At 59.9% G+C, this 21160-nt stretch carries 18 protein-coding genes; 6 read left to right on the plus strand and 12 right to left on the minus strand.

Annotation, left to right across the window (positions count from 1 at the left end; all coding sequences use genetic code 11):
- Positions 1 to 27 precede the first annotated feature (27 nt).
- Genes U5822_RS15540 through U5822_RS15550 form a run of 3 tightly spaced genes read right to left on the minus strand, consistent with a single transcriptional unit; the run spans position 28 to position 3101 of the window.
- Positions 28 to 777, minus strand: a complete 750-nt coding sequence (locus tag U5822_RS15540) for a copper resistance protein B (RefSeq protein WP_322856519.1) — start codon at positions 775 to 777, stop codon at positions 28 to 30.
- Positions 774 to 2531 carry a copper resistance system multicopper oxidase gene (locus U5822_RS15545; RefSeq protein WP_322856520.1) on the minus strand — a complete coding sequence of 586 codons (1758 nt, stop codon included), beginning with the start codon at positions 2529 to 2531 and terminating at the stop codon, positions 774 to 776. The genes U5822_RS15540 and U5822_RS15545 overlap by 4 nt, the downstream gene beginning before the upstream one ends.
- A gap of 36 nt (positions 2532 to 2567) precedes the next feature.
- Positions 2568 to 3101 (minus strand): cupredoxin domain-containing protein, encoded by a 534-nt coding sequence (locus tag U5822_RS15550; RefSeq protein WP_322856521.1) that lies wholly within the window; start codon positions 3099 to 3101, stop codon positions 2568 to 2570.
- Positions 3102 to 3259: 158 nt separating this feature from the next.
- Between U5822_RS15550 and U5822_RS15555 the strand changes: the two genes are divergently transcribed.
- From U5822_RS15555 to U5822_RS15565, 3 genes are all read left to right on the plus strand, one after another.
- A complete protein-coding gene (locus U5822_RS15555; protein ID WP_322856522.1) occupies positions 3260 to 3925 on the plus strand; it encodes a response regulator transcription factor in 666 nt (221 codons plus the stop codon).
- Positions 3912 to 5240 carry an ATP-binding protein gene (locus U5822_RS15560; protein WP_322856523.1) on the plus strand — a complete coding sequence of 443 codons (1329 nt, stop codon included), beginning with the start codon at positions 3912 to 3914 and terminating at the stop codon, positions 5238 to 5240. Before U5822_RS15555 ends, U5822_RS15560 begins: the two co-directional genes overlap by 14 nt.
- A 282-nt stretch (positions 5241 to 5522) precedes the next feature.
- Positions 5523 to 6488 (plus strand): ABC transporter substrate-binding protein, encoded by a 966-nt coding sequence (locus U5822_RS15565; RefSeq protein WP_322856524.1) that lies wholly within the window; start codon positions 5523 to 5525, stop codon positions 6486 to 6488.
- A gap of 18 nt (positions 6489 to 6506) precedes the next feature.
- Here the strand turns inward: U5822_RS15565 and U5822_RS15570 are convergent, their stop codons facing one another.
- A complete protein-coding gene (locus U5822_RS15570; RefSeq protein WP_322856525.1) occupies positions 6507 to 7292 on the minus strand; it encodes an amino acid ABC transporter substrate-binding protein in 786 nt (261 codons plus the stop codon).
- 184 nt (positions 7293 to 7476) lie between these two features.
- Between U5822_RS15570 and U5822_RS15575 the strand changes: the two genes are divergently transcribed.
- A complete protein-coding gene (locus U5822_RS15575) occupies positions 7477 to 9048 on the plus strand; it encodes a hypothetical protein (protein WP_322856526.1) in 1572 nt (523 codons plus the stop codon).
- Between the two features lie 154 nt (positions 9049 to 9202).
- A complete protein-coding gene (locus tag U5822_RS15580) occupies positions 9203 to 9346 on the plus strand; it encodes a hypothetical protein (RefSeq protein WP_322856527.1) in 144 nt (47 codons plus the stop codon).
- Between the two features lie 172 nt (positions 9347 to 9518).
- Here U5822_RS15580 and U5822_RS15585 read toward each other — a convergent pair whose 3' ends face one another.
- Positions 9519 to 10271, minus strand: a complete 753-nt coding sequence (locus U5822_RS15585; protein WP_322856528.1) for a serine/threonine-protein kinase — start codon at positions 10269 to 10271, stop codon at positions 9519 to 9521.
- A 322-nt stretch (positions 10272 to 10593) separates the two neighbouring features.
- Here U5822_RS15585 and U5822_RS15590 point away from each other — a divergent pair, with 322 nt between their 5' ends.
- Positions 10594 to 11676: an alkene reductase gene (locus U5822_RS15590; protein WP_322856529.1), complete on the plus strand. Its 1083-nt coding sequence runs from the start codon at positions 10594 to 10596 to the stop codon at positions 11674 to 11676.
- A 63-nt stretch (positions 11677 to 11739) separates the two neighbouring features.
- Here U5822_RS15590 and U5822_RS15595 read toward each other — a convergent pair whose 3' ends face one another.
- From U5822_RS15595 to U5822_RS15625, 7 genes are all read right to left on the minus strand, one after another.
- Entirely contained in the window at positions 11740 to 13143 is a 1404-nt protein-coding gene (locus U5822_RS15595; RefSeq protein ID WP_322856530.1) for a TolC family protein, read from the minus strand.
- Positions 13136 to 16339, minus strand: coding sequence for an efflux RND transporter permease subunit (locus U5822_RS15600; protein ID WP_322856531.1), 3204 nt, complete (start codon positions 16337 to 16339; stop codon positions 13136 to 13138). Before U5822_RS15600 ends, U5822_RS15595 begins: the two co-directional genes overlap by 8 nt.
- Before the next feature lie 10 nt (positions 16340 to 16349).
- A complete protein-coding gene (locus U5822_RS15605; RefSeq protein ID WP_322856532.1) occupies positions 16350 to 17525 on the minus strand; it encodes an efflux RND transporter periplasmic adaptor subunit in 1176 nt (391 codons plus the stop codon).
- Positions 17526 to 17599: 74 nt separating this feature from the next.
- Entirely contained in the window at positions 17600 to 18508 is a 909-nt protein-coding gene (gene yddG, locus U5822_RS15610) for an aromatic amino acid exporter YddG (protein WP_322856533.1), read from the minus strand.
- An 89-nt stretch (positions 18509 to 18597) separates the two neighbouring features.
- Positions 18598 to 19329, minus strand: a complete 732-nt coding sequence (locus U5822_RS15615; protein ID WP_322856534.1) for an AraC family transcriptional regulator — start codon at positions 19327 to 19329, stop codon at positions 18598 to 18600.
- A 3-nt stretch (positions 19330 to 19332) separates the two neighbouring features.
- A complete protein-coding gene (locus U5822_RS15620; RefSeq protein ID WP_322856535.1) occupies positions 19333 to 19743 on the minus strand; it encodes a PaaI family thioesterase in 411 nt (136 codons plus the stop codon).
- An 87-nt stretch (positions 19744 to 19830) separates the two neighbouring features.
- Positions 19831 to 20994 (minus strand): iron-containing alcohol dehydrogenase, encoded by a 1164-nt coding sequence (locus U5822_RS15625; RefSeq protein WP_322856536.1) that lies wholly within the window; start codon positions 20992 to 20994, stop codon positions 19831 to 19833.
- Positions 20995 to 21160 lie beyond the last annotated feature (166 nt).

Raw genomic sequence — 21160 nt, forward strand, 5'->3', positions numbered from 1 at the left:
ATTGCTGGTCCGCCCCTCCGAACAGATCTAGAAGGCCAATCGCGCTCCCAACACGGCAAACCACTCCTCGGTGCTGCCGCCTTCGGCCTCGGCGAAGTCCGCCGAGTCGCCGTACTTCCGTTCATGAACGACGCCCAGATAGGGTGAGAATGACCGGTCGATCAAGTCGTAGCTCAGTCGCAACCCAGTCTCGGTGGAGACAAGCCCCTTCCCGACCCCAATTTCCCGGTCCTCACTGAACGCCACTGTCGCATCCAGTGTCGCGGCCAAAATCCAGTAGTTGGTAAACAGCAGCTCGTATTCCGCGTCCAATTCGGCGGAGGTGTCACCTTCGTCGCTGACGTAGAGGTTTGCGTCGACCTCGAACCACTGAGGCGCTAACCCGGCCACACCCACCACCGCGTAGGTTCGGTCCGGTCCTTCGGGGGTGTCAAACCGAACGCCGGCCTTGGCGTCGAAGAAAGTGGAAATGGGAATCTGGCCTACAAACTGGTTTTCCAGGCCTTCGTAGGCTTGCTCTTCAATGGCGTACTCCCCTTTCGTCAACCAACGCAGCTTGAGGTCGTCGGTCCCGTAGAAGAAATCGCCATTCCAGACACCCAGTTCCTCGTCGTCATCGCTGTAACGGTACTCGAACTCCTCAAACTGGACACCCCAAGTCTTCAGGGGCTTTTTCCGATCGGTGGTGTCTTCAATCATCCCCTGCGCCACCGCCAGACCTGGCAGCAGCACCGGACCGATCAGGCCGGCAGTCAGGCAGATTCGGGCAAGGCTCATACGTCACCTCCTTCGCTCGTCACTTCCTCAGTGTTGGCCTGAGTGGACTCGGGGCCGCCCTCGACCACAATCTTGCGGAACATGCCTGCAGCCGCGTGGTACGACAGGTGGCAGTGGAACGCCCACTGACCCGGTGCATCCACCTCGGTTTCCATGTAAACCGTCGTGCCCGGCTGCACGCTGACCGTGTGCTTGACTGGGTTCCAGCCATCCGCACCAACATCCAGGATCGACCACATGCCGTGCATGTGCATCGGGTGGGTCATCATGGTCTCGTTGACGAACTTGAACCGGACGCGTTCGCCGTATTGCAGCACAATTGGATCGGCGTCCTCGTATTTGACCCCATTGATGCTCCAGGTGTAGCGCTCCATATTGCCAGTCAGTCGCAGCTCGATTTCGCGGGTCGGCTCGCGATCCTCATAAAGGGGTTTCTGGGCCTTGAGGTCGGAATAGGACAAGAATTTACCGCCGTTCGCAGCCTCAGGCATGATGCCGCTGCCGGGCGCGTAGAAGGGGTCGTTGGCCTCCTGGGAACCAGAAGCCATGCCGCCGTGGGCCGAGTGATCCATGCCCTGCATCGAGCTATGATCCATGCCTTCCATTGAGCCATGGTCCATGCCCGACATCGCGCTATGATCCATCCCGGTCATGTTGCCATGGTCCATTTCGCCCATAGCGCCGTGATCCATGCTGCCGTGGTCCATACCGTGCATTCCGCCCATGTCTGCCATGGTCAACCGCGCCGGTTCACGCATGGTGGGAACCGGTGCTTCCATACCCTCTTCTGGCGCCAGGGTGGCTCGAGCATAGCCTGAGCGTCCCATGGACTCGGCAAAGATGGTGTAAGCCTGGGCGTCCCGGGGCCGAACAATCACGTCGTAGGTCTCTGCGACCCCAATGCGGAACTCATCCACGTTAACCGGCTGAACGTTATTCCCGTCGGCCTGTACCACAGTCATGTTCAGCCCCGGAATGCGGACGTCAAAATAGGTCATCGCCGAGGAATTGATGAACCTCAACCGGATTCGCTCACCAGGCTCAAACAGGCCGGTCCAGTTCTGATCCGGCCCCTTGCCGTTGATCATGCCGGTAAAGCCTTGAACATCTTCGACATCCGCTTTCATCATGCGCATGTCTCCCCAGGCCATGCGGTCCTTGATGGTGTTCATCAAGCCGCGCTGCTTGGCATCTTCAAAGAATTCGCCAACCGTCTGCTGCTCACGGTTGTAGTAGTCCGGCATCATCTTGAGGTTGCGCATGATGCGATCACCGGAATGGGGATGCTTGTCGGTCAGCTGCACCACGTATTCCCGGTCGTAGCGGAACGGCTCACGACCTTCGGGTTCAATCACGATGGCCCCAAAGGCACCATCCGGCTCCTGGAATCCCGAATGGCTATGGAACCAGTAGGTCCCGGCTTGCACCACCGGGAACTCGTACGTGAAGGTTTCACCGGGTTTGATACCCGGAAAACTGATGCCCGGCACGCCGTCCTGCTGGAACGGCAGGATCAGTCCGTGCCAATGGATAGAGGTCATCTCATCCAGGTTGTTAGTCACGTTGATCGTGACCTTCTCGCCTTCCTTGAAGCGCAGCACTGGCCCTGGGGATTTGCCGTTGTAGCCAATGCCTTCCTTAACGAAATCGCCGGTATCGATTTCAACCCGATCCACAGTCAGGTTGTATTCAACAGCTGAAACCATGGCCGGAACCATCAGACTCAGGAATCCGGCAATCAGGCGTAGTTTCATTTTAAATCTCCAAACATCATGGTCCGGGTTCAAGAGTTACTTGAACTCAATGTCGCCGTACATACCGGCCTGGTAGTGGCCTGGAACGTTGCAAGCGAATTCGATGTTGCCGCGTTCACTGAATTTCCAGACAATTTCCTTGCTCTGTCCTGGCTCAAGCAAAACGCTGTTCGGGTCATCGTGTTTCATGGAGTGGCCATCGCCCATGTCCATGTTCATCATCTCGTGATCCAATTTGCCGCCCTTGATCACGCCGTGTTCCACCATCATCAGCATTTCCTCCTGATGCGCCTCATGCATGTCGGGGGTGCCAATGTTGAATTCGTGAACCAGGTTGCCCTTGTTCTGGACTACAAATCGCAGAGTTTCACCGGGCTCGACCTCAATCGACTCCGGCTCGTAATAGTTGTCATGCATTTCAACAGTGATGGTGCGACTCACGTCCGACGCCTGGCCCGGTTCGCCGTTGGCACCTCCATGGCCATGCCCGCCGCCGTGAGTGCCCGCGGCGAAGGCCGGCGCAGACATGGACAGAACGGCGGCCAGCGCGAGGTTTTTTGAAGTGTTCATGAAGGCTGCTCCTGTTAAATAATGAATGTCCGGACGATAAGATGACGGACCGACCTGAATTGATTCTGAAAGCGTGCGAATCGAGCACCGTTCAGGTTTGATTCAGCTAACGCCCTAACACTGTCGAGCAAACCCAAACGGATACCCAGGACCCATCCATGCGCCTGTTATTGGTGGAAGACGATCGCTTACTTGCAGATGGGCTGACCGGTCAGCTCGAGAAGGCCGGTTTCAGCATCGACTGGACGGGGACCGCCAGAGAGGCGGTCAGTTTCGGCAAGCACGACGATTATCGTGCCGTGGTGCTGGATCTCGGCCTGCCCGATGGCAGCGGCCTGGAAGTGCTGAAAACCTGGAGGGCCAACCAGATCAACGTTCCAGTGCTGATTCTCACCGCCCGGGGCGATTGGCAGGACAAGGTCAACGGCCTGAAAGCCGGCGCGGACGACTACCTGGCCAAGCCTTTCCAGACCGAAGAACTCATCGCCCGACTCAACGCCATCATTCGCCGTAGCGAAGGCCGGGTGCAGTCCCTGTTGAAAGCCGGTGGCTTTGAACTGGACGAAAATCGCCAGAGTCTGAGGCTGCCGGATGGCTCGGAACACAGTCTGACCGGCACCGAGTTCCGTCTGCTGCGCTGCCTGATGAGTCGCCCGGGACAGGTATTCTCCAAGGAACAACTGATGGAGCAACTGTACAACCTGAACGACACGCCCAGCGACAATGTCATCGAAGCCTACATCCGTCGGCTCCGGAAACTGGTGGGACCGGAATCGATTCTGACACGGCGGGGCCAGGGGTATCTCTTTAATGAAGCTGTTTAGCAAGCCCTCCTCCGTCAAAGGCACCCTCCTCGCCCTGCTGTTGCCCGCCGGCATTGGCCTGATGGCACTGGCGTGGGTCGTACACGGCTTGCTTCTGGACCGGATGTCGCGGGACTTTGTCGAGAGTCGCCTCAAAGACGAGGTGGCCTTCCTGGAGCACCAGATTCGCCAGGCGGGCGGAGCGGTCGACTCGCTCAATACCGGCGATTACTTCCAGGAGGTGTTCCATCACGCCTTTGCCATACGTTCGCCCTCTGAAACCTTGATATCCCCATCTGCCTGGCAACCGCTTCTGGCCCCCTTGCTTACGATGGATTCGGAGGGCTCGGTACGGATCCAGGGCGCCGAATTTTCCGGGGCCCCCTCGGACATCCTGGCCTATCGGAAGGCCTTTATGGTCGATGGCACCCCCATTGTTGTGATCGTTTCCGAAGATTTTGGCGCCCTGAAGCGCAGCCAAACAGAACTGCATGCCTGGACAGCCGTGGTGTCCGTTTTACTGATTCTTTTGCTGGTGGGCGTCATTTGGATTGGGATCAACCTGGCCATGCGCCCGGTCGTGAGCATCAAAGGCGCCCTGACCCGCCTCCAGGACGGTGAAATCTCACGCATTGGCGTACGGGCACCCGAAGAGTTCAGGCCGTTGGTGCAGCAACTCAATCAGCTGCTGGATTCCCTCGACCATCGACTGGAACGCTCCAGGGACGCCCTGGCAAACCTGTCCCACAGCGTGAAAACCCCCATTTCGGCCCTGCGCCAGATCCTCGAGGACACCGAACGCCCGCTGGACGCTTCATTGCGGCAGCAGATGGCAAGCCGCTTGAGTGATATCGACACCCAACTCGAAGCGGAAATGCGGCGCAGCCGGTTTGCCGGTCCCCAGGTCGGCAAAAGCGCCAACCCCCTGACACAGGCCCGCGACCTTCTCTGGATGCTTGGACGCCTGTACCCGGACAAATCCTTCGAGCTGGCCAGTTCACTGCCCGAGGACTGTCGCTGGGCCATCGAAGAGCACGATCTGAACGAAATCCTGGGCAACCTGCTGGATAACGCCGGTAAATGGTCGGACAGTTTCGTGGAGTTGTCGCTGGAGGAGGTGTCCGGCAAGCCGTGGATCTCGGTGATAGACGACGGTCCCGGCGTTCCGGAACAGGAACTGGCCAAACTGGGTCAGCGCGGGGTTCGGTTGGATGAGCAGACCCCCGGTCATGGGCTCGGTCTTGCCATCGTTCAGGACATTGTCGGTCGCTACGGAGGCAGGCTTGGTTTCGCCGCGCGCACACCCGCCGGTCTTCACGTGCAGGTCACCCTCTGATGCGCTCCGCCCGGCCTGATTGTCTTGAGCGCCGGACACAGTGTCCGGCTCCTGGGACAGATCCAGAGCCTTTTTTCCGGATTGTCTGGTTCACCGGACATTGGCCGCCCCAGTGACCTCGCATAACGACCGCCCGAAACTTTAAAAAGTAGTTAAAACAACAACATAACCGATTGGCACAGTTCCTGTTACACAAGCCGGGATAACTATAAAAAACGCCTGAAAAACAATTCGTTAAGAACCCTGTTTTTCACCCAGCTCGGACAATAATAAGGAACAACTATGCGATTCTTGCTTCTGGCGCTGTTGCTGGCCAGCCCCCTGTGCTTCGGGAAAACCATCGTGGTGGTCCAGAGCTACCACATCGAATACAAGTGGGATGCCGACTACATCAACGCCATCCAATCGGTGCTCGGCAAAGATCACGACATCCACGTGTTTGAACTCGACACCAAACGCCTCGCCAAGACCGACTGGCCGCAAAAGGCTGCCGACACCCAAAACGCCATTGCCGAACTCCAGCCCGACGTCGCCATCCTCGGCGACGACAACGCCTTCACACTCATGGCCCAGCACCTGGCCGACCGCAACATTCCCGTGGTGTTCCTGGGCGTCAACGGCGGCCCAGCGCAGCACCCGGCCCTCGATCACCCCATGGTCACCGGCATCCTGGAGCGACCGTTTTTCAAGGACAGCATTCGCCATTTGCGCAAGGTGCTGAGCGAACGCGAGCGATTCCTGGTGCTCATGGACGACTCGCCAACCATGCGCAACGCGGTGAACGAGTTTTTCGGGGAAAAGCGGGAGGCAACGCTCTACGGCTCCCAACTGGACATCGTGCTGACCAACGACCGGGATACCTGGTTGCAGAGCGTTTTCGACGCCCACACCCAATACGACGCCATCGTGGTTGGCACCCATCACACCATCCGCGATGCGGCCGGCAACTACATCACCCCCAATGAACTGATGACCGAGGCGTTCGCCCGCACCCAGATCCCGATTTTCTCCTTCTGGGACATTTTCATTGGCAAACAACAGGGCATTGGCGGCTTTACGGTGTCCGCCCATCAGGAAGGGCTGACTGCGGCCCGACTGGCGTCGCTCATTCTCGGGGGCGTCAGCCCCGACAAGATCCCTCAGATGAAATCCCTGAGCGGCCATTACGTCTACAGCGAAAGCGGGTTGCAGCACTGGAATCTGGAGCTGTCGCCGTTGATTGCCAGCCAGGCGAATTTTGTGGACTAGGCCATGTCTGCAAGGGGCTCAATACCCCAGGTAGCCGTGTCCGACCACGTCGCGATGGCGATCGACGTGGCGGACATTGATCGCGCGGATGAGCCCCCTGCCCTCCAGATCGCTAAAGCACTGATTGAAGGCGTCCCGTACCTTCCTGTCCCGGAACACCAGACGAAAGGGCTCGGGATCAAACATCGGTGTGAACAGCAGCGGTTCAGTCATGTCAACGCGCGCCCTGAACTGAGGGTCCCGGGCCATGCGCTTGTTGATCTCAGAGAAAATCAGGCCATCGCTCAACACCACATCGACCCGGCCAAAGTAAAGCATGCTGGAGTGAAGGCGCTGGTTCGACAGCTCCTGATACTCATCCAGGGTGCCAATGATGTCCTCAAGGCCGAGAATTTCCCGGGCATTGGCAAAGGCCACCACCCTCAGGTCGGCCAGCCCCGCAAGGGTGTAGGGTTTGACCCGGCTGGACTGGAGTACGGAGGCGCCGTTCTGGTACCAAATGTAGGGTTTTGACGGATAGCCAGCTACATCCCGATCGGCAGGGACCGTGGTCACGGCGTCGGCGCTGTCGTAATCGGTAAAGCTTCGGATGTGCCGGCCAAAAGGCACGACCCGGAACTTGGCATAGTAGCCACAATGTTCCAGCACGGTGGCAACAATTTCTGAATCGCGCCCTTTGCCGCCCGGCTCCGACTGGGATGGCAGGTCCGGCGAGAGGATCGTCAGTGTCGAGGCTGGCAAGGCGCGCGGGAGCATAGTCACGGCGAGCATCAGAACCAGCCCCAGGCGCACTGTGCAACTCATGGTGGAGGACCTCAGCGGTAACGGGGCGAACAATTGGGGTATTGTCGAAGCTAACTATTACACATTTGTTGCACGCCGCGGGTCGGCTTGTCGCAAAATGTGAACACATTCAATACGGTTTCACGAGATGTTCACGTAAGGCTTCTAACATCGCTGCTACATTCCATCTGGAGAGTAGTACCCGATGTCTGGTGATTCTTCCCTGCTAGTTGAAAAACTCTGGCGCCTGAAGCGGCGCATCGACAAAGGCGCCTGCCCCGGCGTTGAGTTCGTTCACCTCAATACCCTGCTGCGTGAACCCGGTTACCGGTCGGACGTGCTCCGGCGCGTGGAAAGCGCCGGCACCGCCGAGCTCAAGGCCCTGGCCCGCGAAATACAGGCCAACGACGACGGCCGGCCGTTGATGGTGAAAGAGAGCGCTGACCGGTTCGAGGACACCGACACCCCGGAACGCAAAGGCTGGCTCAAGCGCAACGCCCTGGTTCTGGTACCGATACTGGCCATCAGCTCCGTTGCCGTCGGCTTTACCGCCTTCGAGAACCGGGCCGTGCGAATCAACTCCGATATTACCGTCGACACGACCTGGGAAACCGGCAAGCGCTACATTCTCGAAAAAACCGTGTACGTCGAGAACTCCAACCTGAATATCGAACCCGGCGTGACCATTGAGGGCGAGCACGGCTCGGCGCTTGTGGTCACCCCCAGCTCCCGACTTTACGCCCGGGGCAAGGCCGATAACCCCGTGGTCTTCACCAGCGCCCAACCCGAGGGCAAGCGCGCCCGAGGCGACTGGGGCGGCGTGGTACTGCTCGGCGATGCGCCAGTGAACGAACCCAATGCCTCCATCGAGGGCCTGCCGGACGGCGAGACCCGGGGCTTTTTCGGGGGCACCGATACCGAGAACTCCTGCGGCGTGGTGGAATTCACCCGCATCGAGTTTGCCGGCTTTGAAGTCTACAAGGACAACGAACTGAATGGCCTGACGCTGGGCGGTTGCGGCAGCAACACCATCATCCGCAATGTCCAGGTCCACCGCTCTCTGGACGACGGCATTGAGATGTTTGGCGGCAACGTCGATCTGAAAAACATCGTGGTGTCAGGCGCCGGCGATGACAGCATCGACTGGGACTGGGGCTGGACCGGCCGGGTCCAGTTCGCGGTGATCCAGCAGCACCCGGACGCCGGCGACAACGCCTTTGAAGGCGACAACAACGGCAACGACCACGAGGCACAGCCCCGCTCGGAACCCACCTTCTACAACGTCACCCTGGTGGGCGGCGGCAACAGCCAAAAAGAACACCGAGGGATGGTGCTGCGGGAGGGCTCCGGGGGCCACTTCCACAACATGCTGATCGACAGCTACGCCATTGAAGCCATGGACCTGCGGGACAACGCGTTGTCGCTGACCAATCGCGGGCTGCTGACCTTCGGCAACAATCTGTTGGCCAATCTGGGGCATCTGGGCCGGGTCGGTCAGGAGAGCGGCGATGGCGACGACGACTTCGGCTTCAATGAAAACGACTGGATGGAAGCGCCTGCCAATGGCAACACCTTCCGGGTAGAGTCCGCGCTCTTCCCCCAGGCCAGGGATCTGGTCAACCCGAAATTCATGCCCCGGGTGCAGCTGCGTCAGATGAACGCAACCCGACCGCCCCAGAGCGAATTCTTTGACGAGTCCGCCGATTTCGTCGGTGCGGTCAGCCCGGTCTCCGCCAACAGCTGGCTCGACGGCTGGACCCGGTTCCCGGAGTCCTGAAATGGCGTGCTGAGAATCGGCACCAGTCATCACGAAATCTGATGTGAGGTATATCGCTTAGGAATTTTTTCTGGGCGCAGGAACGGGAGAGAATTTCACCAAGCCAATGAGGCGAGTTCGTTTCAAACATTCGATTTTACAGGTGGAATATCCCATGAAAGCACTTAGCAAATTCCTTTTCGTTGTATCCCTGGTTTCTTTCTCTGCCCTGGCCCAGGCTGAAGGCGTGAGCCACGAAGACATCGAGCGCGGCAACAACCCGTTCGCCGAAACGCTGGTGATCAAAAGCGAAAGCTGAGCCAAGACGCTGCAGCCGAGGCGGTCCAAGTGACCGCCTTTTTTGTGCCCCGCACACGGCGTGACAGCAAGCCGCCGTCACACCACCGTTAATCAGCTACCGTCGCTAATAAAAAACGCCCCTGGTGCCGTCCGGGCCTAGGGGCGTTGTCGACTGTCTGCTGTTTGCACCTCTAGACGACGGTCACCAGGAATAGCAGCCCGAGGAACACGCCGGTCATCGCGGCAATTCCGTTCATCTCCTCGCCATCACTCACCCAGTAACGCTTGAAGGCCTTGAAGAAGCGCTTGGGGGTGTAGATGTTCTTGCGGTAATGCCGCTGGTAATAGTCTTGCAGATGATCCGGCATGGAAGCCCCATCGAACCGATGCCATAGCTTGAGTACTCCGAGCAGGTCCTTCTTTCTGGCCCACGCCCGGGTAATGACCGGCAGGCGGTTGAGCGGCATGGCGGAGCCGAAGTCAATCAACACCGGGTTGCCCTCGGGCGAGATCAGGATGTTTCCGGAGTTACCAACATCCAGATGGGCAACCCCACGCTCGTGCAATTCACTGACCGCCTGATAGAGCCGGAAAAAGAACCGCTCGGGGATGGCGCCATTCTGGAATCGCTTCTTGATGGGCGCACCGTCCACATAGTCGTAACTGAGCGTGTTGGCAGATCGCGCATCGCGCTCAACGCCCTGGGGCGTAAACGCCAAGCCCTGGACTCGCTGCAGCATTCGATGCTCGTGGGAGGTCAGCAGCCGGAAATACTGACCCAGCGGGCCCTGTTCGTAGCGGTAGGTTTTATAAACCCGTCGTTCGCCCCCCTCATCCCGGTTGATGCAAATGATCGGTTTGTACCACTTCTGACCCGGAACACGTTCCGACAGACAGGGTTTAAGATTGACACCACCAATAGATGTGCAGTTGCCCTCATTCACCAGTCACCCTCCCACAACGGTTGTTCTTGGCCTCACCCGAGGCTGTTGGAGGGCAATTATTGGGAGTTAGCGCGGAGCTGAATAATTCCTTTGACGTATGTCAGTCATCACCGTAGGTGATGTGCAAATCCAACCAAGTCGGGGCTCACATCATTCCTGTTGATAGTCGATATATCGCGCAGCAATTATTCGCAGGCTGGGCTAGTGGCGACAATTCGAAGCTAAACCGATGAGACGGACGGTTTCAATTTCTGTGCTAATCGTCGGTATTTTAAAGGGTTAATTATTTCTTCTAATCCATTTCATAAAGAATGAGGACACGATGACCGAGCTGTTTAAACCGCTAAAAATGGGCAGTGCCGAGCTCAAAAACCGAGTGTTCATGGCGCCCCTCACCCGCACCCGTGCCGATGCTAACCATGTTCCTACCGACCTGATGGTTGAGTATTACGCCCAACGAGCGTCCGCCGGTCTGATCATTGCCGAAGCAACCATGGTCATCGAGGGCAACTCGGCCTTCTGGCGCGAGCCTGGTATCTATTCCGAGGCGCAGGTTGAGGGCTGGAAGAAAGTCACTGAGGCGGTGCATGCCAAAGGTGGCAAGATTTACCTGCAGCTCTGGCATGGTGGCCGCGCCAGCCACCCGGTACTCAACGACGGCAAGGATCCGGTAGCGCCGAGCGCCATTGCCATCACCAGCGATGACGTGCACACACCGGAAGGCAAGAAGCCCTACACGGTTCCCCGCGCACTGGCCGATAGCGAAATTCCGGCCATCATCGAAGGTTTCCGCAAGGCCGCCGAGAATGCCAAACGCGCCGGTTTTGACGGTGTTGAGGTTCATGGCGCCAACGGCTACCTGCTGGACCAGTTCCTGCGCGATGGTTCCAACCATCGAGAAGGCCCTTACGGTGGCCCGATTGAGAACCGCGCCCGACTGCTGCTGGAGGTGATTGAAGCCGTATCCGACGTGTTCGGTTCCGAGAACGTCGGCGTTCGCTTGAGCCCCCTGAACAGTTTCCAGAGCATGAAGGACAGCGACCCGGTCGGACTGATTACCTGGCTCGCCAAGCGCCTGAACGAGTATGGCCTGGCCTTTGTTCATCTGATGCGCAGCGACTTCTTCGGCGAACAGCAGGCGGACGTTATCACCCCGGTTCGTGAGCACTACAACGGCAAGCTGATCCTGAACATGGGCTACACCGGTGAAGAGGCCGAAAAGGCCATCGAATCCGGACTGGCCGACGCCGTTGCCTTTGGCGTGCCCTTCATTGCCAACCCGGACCTTCCGGAGCGCCTGAAGCTTGGGGCCGAGCTTAATGAAGCAGACCCTTCAACCTTCTACACCCAGGGTCCCGAGGGTTATATTGATTACCCGGCCCTGCACGAATTGGCAGAGGCGTAAGGCCAATTAAAAAGGGGAAGCACGGCTTCCCCTTTTCTGTTTGCCTTTTCCAAAAATTGGCCGCTAGGATTCCCCGATTGTGTCCTGCAACATCCGGCGATGGGCCTCCGCCGACCATACCCCGCTGAACTCCTCAATCACCCCTAGCTGGGCTGCCGCGTAGGACAGTCTAGCGGATAGCCGGTCCTGCTGGGCGGAAATGAAGGTTCGGTTGGCATCGAGCAAATCCAGGTAGCCGATTGCTCCCTCGCGATGCATGGTTGTGGCAATCGTGAACGATTCGTTGGCGGCCTCAAACGCCCTGCCCGTTGCCCGATCGGCTTCAAAAGCCCGTCCATAAGCAAAGACTGCAACCCGCGCACTGGCAACCGCCTCAATGATGGTTTGGCGGTAGCGGATGTAGCTTTCTTCCGACACCGCATTCTGGCTTTCGACCCGCTGCAGAATAACCGGATAACTCAACAGCGACCAGGAAATGCGAGGGGCAATGGTGCCGGTACCCTCGAAGCCATCGGACAGTTCCGCCACGTTGGTCAGGCCCAGGAATCCCTCAACGGAAAACTGCGGATAGAGTTCGGCCCGAAGGGCGTTACCAACCGCCACATCCCGGGCCAGCGCTGCAAGCGCACCGCCGATATCCGCACGCAGCTGCATGGCCTCGTTGGCCCGCTCGGCCTCCGGCACCCCAATCGATGCGGTCAACACACTCGATGCAGGATTCAGGACCAGCGCCTCAGGGTCCTCGTTGACCAGCACGGACAGCACGGCTTTGGCCCGGTAGAGCTGGGCACGTGCGTCCGGGAGCTTGGCGCGCTGCTGCTCCAGCAGCGTGTCCGCTCGAGCGAGGTCCAGGTTCGGCGAAATCCCCTCCTGCACGCGCAGGGCCATGACTTCCCGGGTGTCTTCCAGCGCCCGGATGTCCGCCTTGATCAGCTGGACCCGCTGGCGCGCGGCTTCCCATTCCAGATAGGCTCGCACCACGCCCACGGTGACCTCTTTCAGCACCGCCCGCTGGTTGTTCAGGGCAACCTCGAGATTGGCTTCGCCAGCATCGACCAGGGCCTTCAGCCGGCCAAACAGGTCCACTTCCCAGGACGCTGCGAGACCCACAGAGGAAGACTCCTGAACGCCATTGCGATCAATCGCTTCGTATTCACCGGTTACACCGCCCTGCGGCAGCAGCCGGTTCTCATCCGCCCCCAGGTCCGCGAGGGCCTGGCGCACCCGCTGTCGGGTGGCCAGTACATCCAGGTTGGCTTTCTGGGCAACCTCGACCAGACGATTGAGTTGGTCGTCCTGATAACTCCTCCACCACTCCACCGCGGTGGAGTCTGCAGTCTGGACACCGAACTCAAGGCTGTCGAGGTAGCGCTCGTTGGCATCCTCTCGGGGCTGATAGTCCGGGGTGGCGGCGCAGCCGGTCAGCAGCACCGTACCCAAGATCACACTCGTTGCCGTCTTACGCATGGTCGGTCTCCCTGGTCTGGTCGGGTAATGCCTGTGTCTGGGTCGGTGTCGGTGCTGACGCCGTCTCGTCGACTTTGGCGCGCTGAATGACCGCGTAGAACACTGGCGTAAACAGCAGGCCGAACACGGTGACACCGATCATGCCCGAGAACACCGCAACGCCCATCGCCTGACGCATCTCCGCCCCGGCCCCACTGGCCAGCACCAGCGGTACGACGCCAGCGGTAAAGGCAATGGAGGTCATCAGGATGGGGCGCAGTCGCAAGCGACACGCTTCTATGATGGCCTGATAATGGCTCAGCCCTCTCAGGTTCAGATCCCGGGCGAACTCCACCATCAGAATCGCATTCTTACTCGCCAGGGCCACCAGCACGATCAGCCCGATTTGGGTGAAGATGTTGTTGTCCCCGGAGGACAGCCACACGCCTGCGAGTGCCGACAACAAGGTCATGGGCACGATGAGAATGATGGCGAACGGCAGCCGCAGGCTCTCGTATTGGGCAGCCAGGACGATGAACACCAACAGGATCACCAGCGGGAACACATAAACCATGGTGTTGCCGGCCAGTTCCTGCTGGTAGGTCACCTCGGTCCATTCGAACGCCATGCCCTCTGGCAACGTCTGCGCCAGCACCTCTTCGATGGCAGCCTGGGCCTGGTCGGAACTGAAACCGGGCGCCGGCGAACCGTTCAGCTCCGCCGTCGGATACCCGTTATACCGCATGACCCGGTCCGGACCGATGGTCGAGTGCACATCCATGATCGCCGAGAGCGGGATCATCTGGCCCTGCTGATTGCGAACCTTCAGGTTCAGGATGTGCTCCGGATCCAGACGTTTGTCGGCCTCGGCCTGGGCGATGACCTGGTAGGTGCTGCCGAACAGGTTCACGTCATTGACGTAGAGCGACCCCAGGTAGACCTGCAGCGTGTCGAATACCGATTCCAGCGGCAGTCCGAGCAACATGGCCCGCTCGCGATCGATATCCAGATCGAACTGCGGCACCTGGACCCGGAAGCTGGAGTAAAGCCCGGTCAGCGCCGGATGCTTGCGCGCTTCATTCAGGGTGGTCTGCAGGGTATCGAACAGGGCCTCGAACCCCTTGCTGCTGCGGTCCTCGATTTGAAGCTTGAAGCCGCCGGTGGTGCCCAACCCCAGAATCGGTGGTGGCGGGAACACGGCAACAAACCCCTCATCAATGCCGGCAAAGGCCGCATTCAGCTTGCCTGCAATGGCGCCGGCACTGAGTTCCGGCGCGGTTCGCTGGTCAAAATCGTCCAGTGGCAGGAACACGATGCCGCTGTTCGGGCTATTGGTGAAGCCGTTGATCGACAGGCCCGGGAACGCGACGGTGTTGGTGACGCCTTCCGTTGCCAGGGCAATTTCCTGCATCTCATCCACCACCGCCACGGTGCGGTCGAGGCTTGCGGCATCCGGCAACTGGGCAACCGCAACCAGGTACTGTTTGTCCTGCTGCGGAATGAAGCCGCCCGGTACCTGATTGAACAGGTGGCCGGAAAAGACCGTCAGGCCCAGGTAAACGACCCCGACAATGGCACCGTAGCGGATCAGTTTCTTCACCAGCACCTGGTAAGCGTCGCCGGTGCGGTCAAAGAAGCGGTTGAACGGCCGGAACACGAAACGGCCGAAGATCCGATCAAGCACGCGGGAGAGCCGGTCCGGCTTTTCGTCCCGCCCCTTGAGCAGCAACGCCGAAAGCGCCGGCGACAGCGTCAGGGAATTGATCGCGGAAATAATGGTCGAGATGGTGATGGTCAACGCGAACTGCTTGTAGAACTGACCGGACAGACCGGTAATGAACGCGGTCGGGATAAACACCGCACAGAGCACCAGGGCGATGGCGATGATCGGCCCGGTGACCTCGTTCATGGCCACCTTGGTGGCCTCGCGCGGCGACAGGCCCCGATGAATGTTCCGCTCGACGTTCTCAACGACCACAATGGCGTCGTCCACCACGATCCCGATGGCCAGGACCATGCCAAACAGGGACAGCGTGTTGATCGACACGCCCAGCCACTGCATGACCGCAAAGGTACCAATCAGGGATACCGGCACGGCCACGAGGGGAATGATGGACGCGCGCCAGGTTTGCAGGAACAGCACGACAACCAGGACCACCAGCAGAATGGCCTCCAGCAGGGTGGCGATCACGGCATCGATGGAGCCCCGAACAAACACGGTCGGGTCATAAACGATGTCGTAGGTCACGCCCTGGGGGAACGAGCCCGACAGGCGATCCATGGTCTCACGAACGCTGTCCGACAGCTCGATGGCGTTGGCACCGGGGCGTTGGAAAATCGGCATGGCAACGGCGGGTTTGCCGTCCAGGCCCGCCTCAAGCGCGTAGGTGTTCTGCCCCAGCTCCACACGGGCCACGTCAGAGAGCCGGGTGATGGCGCCGTTGTCGCCGATCTTCAGCACGATATCGCGGAACTCATCCAGGGACGTCAGCCGCCCGCGCACGTTCAGCATCAGCTGGAACTGGCTCTCATTGGGAGCCGGTTGGGCGCCAAGGCTACCCGCAGCAATCTGGCGATTCTGGGCCCGGACCGCGTTCACCACATCCGACGCGTTCAGGTTACGGGCCGCCAGTTCATCCGGCTTCAGCCAGAGCCGGACCGCGAACTCACCGCCCCCGAACAATTGCACGTCACCCACACCGCCAAGACGGGAGATCTGGTCTTTGACGTTCAGCTCGGCGTAGTTCGCCAGGTAGGTAATGTCCCGGCTTTCATCGGGTGAATGCAGGTGCACCACCATGGTGAGGTTCGGCGACGATTTCTCGGTTACCACCCCCAGGCGCTGGACTTCCTCGGGGAGCCGGGGCAAGGCGATGTCCACGCGGTTCTGTACCTGCACCTGGGCCTTGTCCAGGTCGGTGCCCAGGGCAAAAGTCACCGTGAGCGTCATGCGCCCGTCCGCGGTTGCCTGGGAGGACATGTACAGCATGTTCTCAACGCCGTTGATTTCGTCCTCAATGGGCGAGGCGACCGTCTCGGCGATGACCTTCGGGTTGGCGCCCGGGTAATTTGCGGTTACCACGACGGTCGGCGGGACCACCTCCGGGTACTCGCTGATGGGTAACTGGAACAGGGAAATACCGCCCCCGATCAGGATGATCAGGGACAGCATGGTGGCGAAGATCGGCCGGTCTATAAAAAAGTGCGGGAATTTCATCAGTCAGACCTCAGTACTCGACGCCAGCGGTCTGCTGGACTTCGGGTGCTTGCTCTTCCAGGGTGAAGGCGACCTCGGACGGCGCTTCCGATGTCATCACCGGCGCGATGGTCATACCCGGGCCCACCTTGGCGGTGCCATTGGCCACCAGGACATCGCCCTCGGACAGGCCCTGCTCGATCACCCGGAAGGTGCCGAAGCGCTCGCCGATTTCAACCGGGGTATAGTGGGTCTCGCCCTGGTCGTTGACGGTCAGGACAAAACGGCTGTCCAGGTCGGTGGCGATGGCCCGATCGGGCACCATGATTTTCTGCTCGGTGTCCGCCACCGCGATTTTGACCCGCGCGAACGCGCCGGGCACCAGGGCTTCACCGGAGTCCGCCAGGACCGCGCGCAGGCGCAGTGTGCCCGTGCCGGTGTCGATGCTGTTATCAACGAAATCAATCTCGCCGACATGGGGGAAGTCCTGCTCACCGGTCAGCTGAATGCGCACCGGTGCGCCCAGGGCCTTGTCCCGGGCCTCGAAAAAGCGATACCAGGTGCCCTCGTCCATGTCGAAATAGGCGTAACGGTCCTGGTTCGAGGCAATGGTGGTCAGGCGGCTCTGGTTGGCGGTTACGGTGTTTCCGGCGGTAATGTTGGCGCGGGAAATCACGCCATCAATCGGCGAGCGGATGGTGGCGTAACTCAGTTGCAGTTCCGCTTCCTTGAGCTGGGCGTTCAGGGAGGACACCTCGGCCGCTGCCTGGCGGCGAACCGACTCACGCAGTTCCGCCTGTTCTTCCGAGATGGCATTGCTGCGCAGCAGACGTCCGGCACGTTCGGCTTCGGCCTTGGCCTGGTACAGGCCCGCTCGGGCACGTGCCAGTTCAGCATTGAGCTGCTCCACGCGGGCCGTCAGGTGGCGGTCGTCCAACTGGAACAGAATGTCACCCTTCTGCACCTGCTGGCCTTCGACAAAATGCACTTCATCGACCACACCGGACAGCCGCGGCCGAAGCTCGACGTTCTCCGGCGCTTCAATGCGCGTGGTGTAGGTTTTCTGGGGTTGAACCTGGGCACTGGCGGCGGCAACCACCTCTACCGAAGGCGGCTGCGCCTGGCTCGCGGTGCCCTGAGCTGCGCTTTCGCAGCCGGCAAGAACAAACACGGCCGCGCTGAGTACGGCAAGAATTCGATAAGTCATGGACTCGACCCTTTCGGAACTTGGTGGGAACTTCAGAGTCGAGGATTATCGTCGGCCTGCGCCCGGTAAAATAATCACGAACCGGTATTCGCAACATCACCTCCCGTGATGTTGGCTTCCCGGGCCCTGGTGCGACCCGCCACGAGGGACCCGAACACGATGAGCACGCTGGCCATGATCACCGCGCTGGTCGCTTCGCCGAAGCCCGCCAACACCAGCAGCACCACGGAAATCAACGGCGCACAGTAGGCCAGCGTTCCCAGCAGCTGGATGTTCCCGTGTTTTACCCCGTAATCCCAGGTGAAGAAGGCGACGCCCACGGGCCCGAGGCCAAGGCCGATCACCCCAACCCACTGGCTTGCGCTGTCCGGCCACACCGTTTGCTCCCACATGAGGTGGCAGATCCACGCCAATACCGCGGTGACACCGCAGAACCAGCCAACGGCATCGGTGGGCACGGACTTGACCAGGCGGCTGAGCACCGAATAGGACGACCAGATCAAGGCGCAGGCGAACGCCACTAAGTAGCCGTCCAGATTCTGGGCACTGAAGCCGCTGCTGTTCCGACCGATCAGCAACCAGCAGCCAACCAGTGCCACCACCGCCCCGGCGATGTGCTGTGCCCGCAAGGACTCGCCCGGCAAGAGCGCCGAAAACAGAACAATGAACAGCGGCCAGAGATAGGCCAGCAGGCTGACCTCGACCGCCGGTGCCAGGGTCATGGCCTTGAAGTAGGCAAAGTGATAACCAAACAGGCCCACCACACCGATGGTCCAGGCAAAGGCGGATTGCTTCGCGAAGCGGATGCCCGTGTGCCCGGCCTTGAACCAGCGCACGCACATCAGGGCAAAGGCGATGGTGAAGGTCATGGCCATGAGCTGGAATTCCGGGATCTGGCCGCCGGTGAGCTTGGTCAGCAGGGCCAGCGTGCCCCAGAGAAGTACCGATATTGAGCCAATCCAGGTGGCTGATGCCGCGGTCATAGGTGCGTCTCCCTCATTCAGCAATGAAACGGTTAAGACGCAACAGATTATCGAGGGGGTTCGGCGCGGGCTTTCGGATTCCGGCGCGGTTATTTCGAAAGTCGGCGGAAATGACTGGGGGAATGCCCGAAATGTTGGGCGAATCGGTCACTGAAGGCTGACAGCGAGCTGTAGCCCACGGCATCGGCGATGTGCTGAATCGACTGGTCACCCCGTTCGAGCAGTTGCCAGGCCGTCTGCATGCGCAACTCGGTCAGGTAATGATGGGGGGTCAAGCCCACCTGCTCCCGGAACAGCTGGTTCAGTTGCCGCACACTCAGGTGCGCGATGGTGGCCAGCTGATTGACGGTGATCTTCTGCTGGTAATGTTCGTCGATGAAGCGTTTCGCCACGTCCACCCGACGGTCCAACCGTAATCGGTCTCCGAAGCGCTCCTGCAGCAGCTGGATCAGCAGCAGCAACATCTGGTGTTGCGTCTGGGAGCCTTCCGCGCCCTGTTGCAACTGGGCATGGAGGAACTGCACGTAATGCTCCAGCCCGGCATCGAGCTGCACGAAACAGGGCAACCGGTCCAGCATCGGGGCCAAGGCGGCGGGAACGTCCGCGACCACGAACCGGTTGGCATCCCTGGCTTCGAAATCGTGATCGTGACCGGCGGCGATGATCGCCGCCCTGCCGTCACTCACCTCGCCCGCTCGACTGTTTACCGACAGCGACAATCGTCCGACCAAGGGCAGCACCAACTGATGGTGATCATGGGCGTGTTTCTGGCCCTGGTCGCCATAGCTCTTCAGCTGCAGTTTCGACCGGGGTTCGCTCATGATTTAGCGGCCCGCCGGCGGAATGGCATAGGTGCCGGTCGCGTGCGCCACCGGCTGATCATCGCCATCGGAGTACAAAAAGACCTCCCCTATGGCGAGGGTCTTGCCCAGCTTGATCAGGCGGCAGTCGGCGATGATGTCCCGGTCGGCTCTGGGCTTGCGCAGGAAATTGATGTTCAGGTTGGTGGTGACCGCCAGGGCGACCAGTCCAATGGAGCCCAGAATCGCCACATACAGGGCGGCGTCCGCCATCTCCATCAGCACCGGGCCGGACACCGTGCCACCGGGGCGAAGATGGTCGTGGGAAATGGGTTTGCGGATGGTGGTCGCTCGGTCCTCGAGGGACACAATCTCAAAACTGGATTGGGGAAACTCGTCCCGAAAAAACTGTTCGAGTTCGTCCTTGGAAATCATCGGGGCTCCAACGCGGATCAGGGGCCCATCAGTATAACGGGATTGCGGGCCGACCGCAGGTTGCCGGTTCAGCCCGCCATCCATCGCTCACTCGCTGTAGGCGTCCACCAGGACCCGATGGCTGATCTCAGGCGTCATGTCGCCCCGCTCCGAGAGTTCGGTCATGCCGTGGGCTTTCAACGCCTCGACGATGTCCGCCAACTGGTTTTCCTTGACCCCGTATTGATCCAGGCGAGTGGGTACGCCCAGGGTCTCAAAGAACGCACGTGTCTGGGCGATGGCCTGGTCGATGCGCTCGTCCTCAGAGCCATCGACAATGCCCCATACCCGCTCGGCGTACTGCAGGAGTTTTTCCCGCTTCTGTTCTTTACGGAGTTTCCAGACCGACGGCAGGATAATGGCGAGACTCTGCCCGTGATCGATGCCGAACATGGCGGTCAGTTCGTGCCCAATCATATGGGTACTCCAATCCTGGGGCACGCCTACGCCAATGTAGCCGTTCAGCGCCGAGGTGGCCGCCCAGACCAGGCTTGCGCGGGCATCATAGTCCTCCGGGTTAGCCAGCGTGACCGGGCCGACCTCGATCAGGGTCTTGAGAATGCCCTCGGCGGTGCGATCCTGAATCTGCGCGTTAACCGGATAAGTCACATACTGCTCAACCACGTGCACAAAGGCGTCGACCACGCCGTTGGCGACCTGCCTGGTGGGCAGGGAGAAGGTCAGCGACGGGTCCAGGAATGAGAACGTCGGATACAGCAGCGGACTCATCACCGGCCATTTCCCACCCTTATGGGAGACTACGGCGCCCATGTTCATTTCAGAACCGGTCGCCGGCAGGGTTGCGACGGTACCGAGTGGCAGTGCCTGCTCGACCGGAAGGCCGGCAAAGCCATGCCCCAGCAGACTTTCCTCGTCGCCCTCAAACGGCGCAGCCGCGGCCACGAACTTGGTGCCGTCCATCACCGAGCCACCGCCAACAGCCAGCAGGAAATCGATGCTCTCCCGGCGAACCAGATCCACCGCTTCCATCAGGGTGTCGTAGCGCGGGTTCGGCTCAATGCCGGCAAACTCGAACACCGTCCGATCACCCAGGCCGGCCAGCACTTTATCGAGGGTACCGAACCGCTTGACGCTGCCGCCACCGTACAGAACCAGCACACGGGCATTCTTGGGAATGAGCTGATCCAGTTCCTGCAGACGGTCTTTGCCGAACACGATGCGGGTTGGGTTGTAGAAATCGAAATTTTGCATAATCCTCTCTCCTCATCAAAGCGTGAAGAGATTGTATCGCCGACAGGTTAGATCAGAATGGGCATTTCGATCATTGGCATGCCTTTTTCTATCATTGACGACACGACTAGGCATTTTAGTGCATCGCAGGTAAGATGGCGACTTCACCCATTCAGGAGACCGACCG

Source organism: Marinobacter qingdaonensis, from assembly GCF_034555935.1.
Lineage (GTDB): Bacteria > Pseudomonadota > Gammaproteobacteria > Pseudomonadales > Oleiphilaceae > Marinobacter > Marinobacter qingdaonensis.

What these genes read in the sequence shown, in the direction of transcription:
- U5822_RS15540 (WP_322856519.1), bottom strand. Translation starts at nt 777, where the DNA reads ATGAGCCTTGCCCGAATCTGCCTGACTGCCGGCCTGATCGGTCCGGTG.
- U5822_RS15545 (WP_322856520.1), bottom strand. Translation starts at nt 2,531, where the DNA reads ATGAAACTACGCCTGATTGCCGGATTCCTGAGTCTGATGGTTCCGGCC.
- U5822_RS15550 (WP_322856521.1), bottom strand. Translation starts at nt 3,101, where the DNA reads ATGAACACTTCAAAAAACCTCGCGCTGGCCGCCGTTCTGTCCATGTCT.
- U5822_RS15555 (WP_322856522.1), top strand. Translation starts at nt 3,260, where the DNA reads ATGCGCCTGTTATTGGTGGAAGACGATCGCTTACTTGCAGATGGGCTG.
- U5822_RS15560 (WP_322856523.1), top strand. Translation starts at nt 3,912, where the DNA reads ATGAAGCTGTTTAGCAAGCCCTCCTCCGTCAAAGGCACCCTCCTCGCC.
- U5822_RS15565 (WP_322856524.1), top strand. Translation starts at nt 5,523, where the DNA reads ATGCGATTCTTGCTTCTGGCGCTGTTGCTGGCCAGCCCCCTGTGCTTC.
- U5822_RS15570 (WP_322856525.1), bottom strand. Translation starts at nt 7,292, where the DNA reads ATGAGTTGCACAGTGCGCCTGGGGCTGGTTCTGATGCTCGCCGTGACT.
- U5822_RS15575 (WP_322856526.1), top strand. Translation starts at nt 7,477, where the DNA reads ATGTCTGGTGATTCTTCCCTGCTAGTTGAAAAACTCTGGCGCCTGAAG.
- U5822_RS15580 (WP_322856527.1), top strand. Translation starts at nt 9,203, where the DNA reads ATGAAAGCACTTAGCAAATTCCTTTTCGTTGTATCCCTGGTTTCTTTC.
- U5822_RS15590 (WP_322856529.1), top strand. Translation starts at nt 10,594, where the DNA reads ATGACCGAGCTGTTTAAACCGCTAAAAATGGGCAGTGCCGAGCTCAAA.
- U5822_RS15595 (WP_322856530.1), bottom strand. Translation starts at nt 13,143, where the DNA reads ATGCGTAAGACGGCAACGAGTGTGATCTTGGGTACGGTGCTGCTGACC.
- U5822_RS15600 (WP_322856531.1), bottom strand. Translation starts at nt 16,339, where the DNA reads ATGAAATTCCCGCACTTTTTTATAGACCGGCCGATCTTCGCCACCATG.
- U5822_RS15605 (WP_322856532.1), bottom strand. Translation starts at nt 17,525, where the DNA reads ATGACTTATCGAATTCTTGCCGTACTCAGCGCGGCCGTGTTTGTTCTT.
- yddG (WP_322856533.1), bottom strand. Translation starts at nt 18,508, where the DNA reads ATGACCGCGGCATCAGCCACCTGGATTGGCTCAATATCGGTACTTCTC.
- U5822_RS15615 (WP_322856534.1), bottom strand. Translation starts at nt 19,329, where the DNA reads ATGAGCGAACCCCGGTCGAAACTGCAGCTGAAGAGCTATGGCGACCAG.
- U5822_RS15620 (WP_322856535.1), bottom strand. Translation starts at nt 19,743, where the DNA reads ATGATTTCCAAGGACGAACTCGAACAGTTTTTTCGGGACGAGTTTCCC.
- U5822_RS15625 (WP_322856536.1), bottom strand. Translation starts at nt 20,994, where the DNA reads ATGCAAAATTTCGATTTCTACAACCCAACCCGCATCGTGTTCGGCAAA.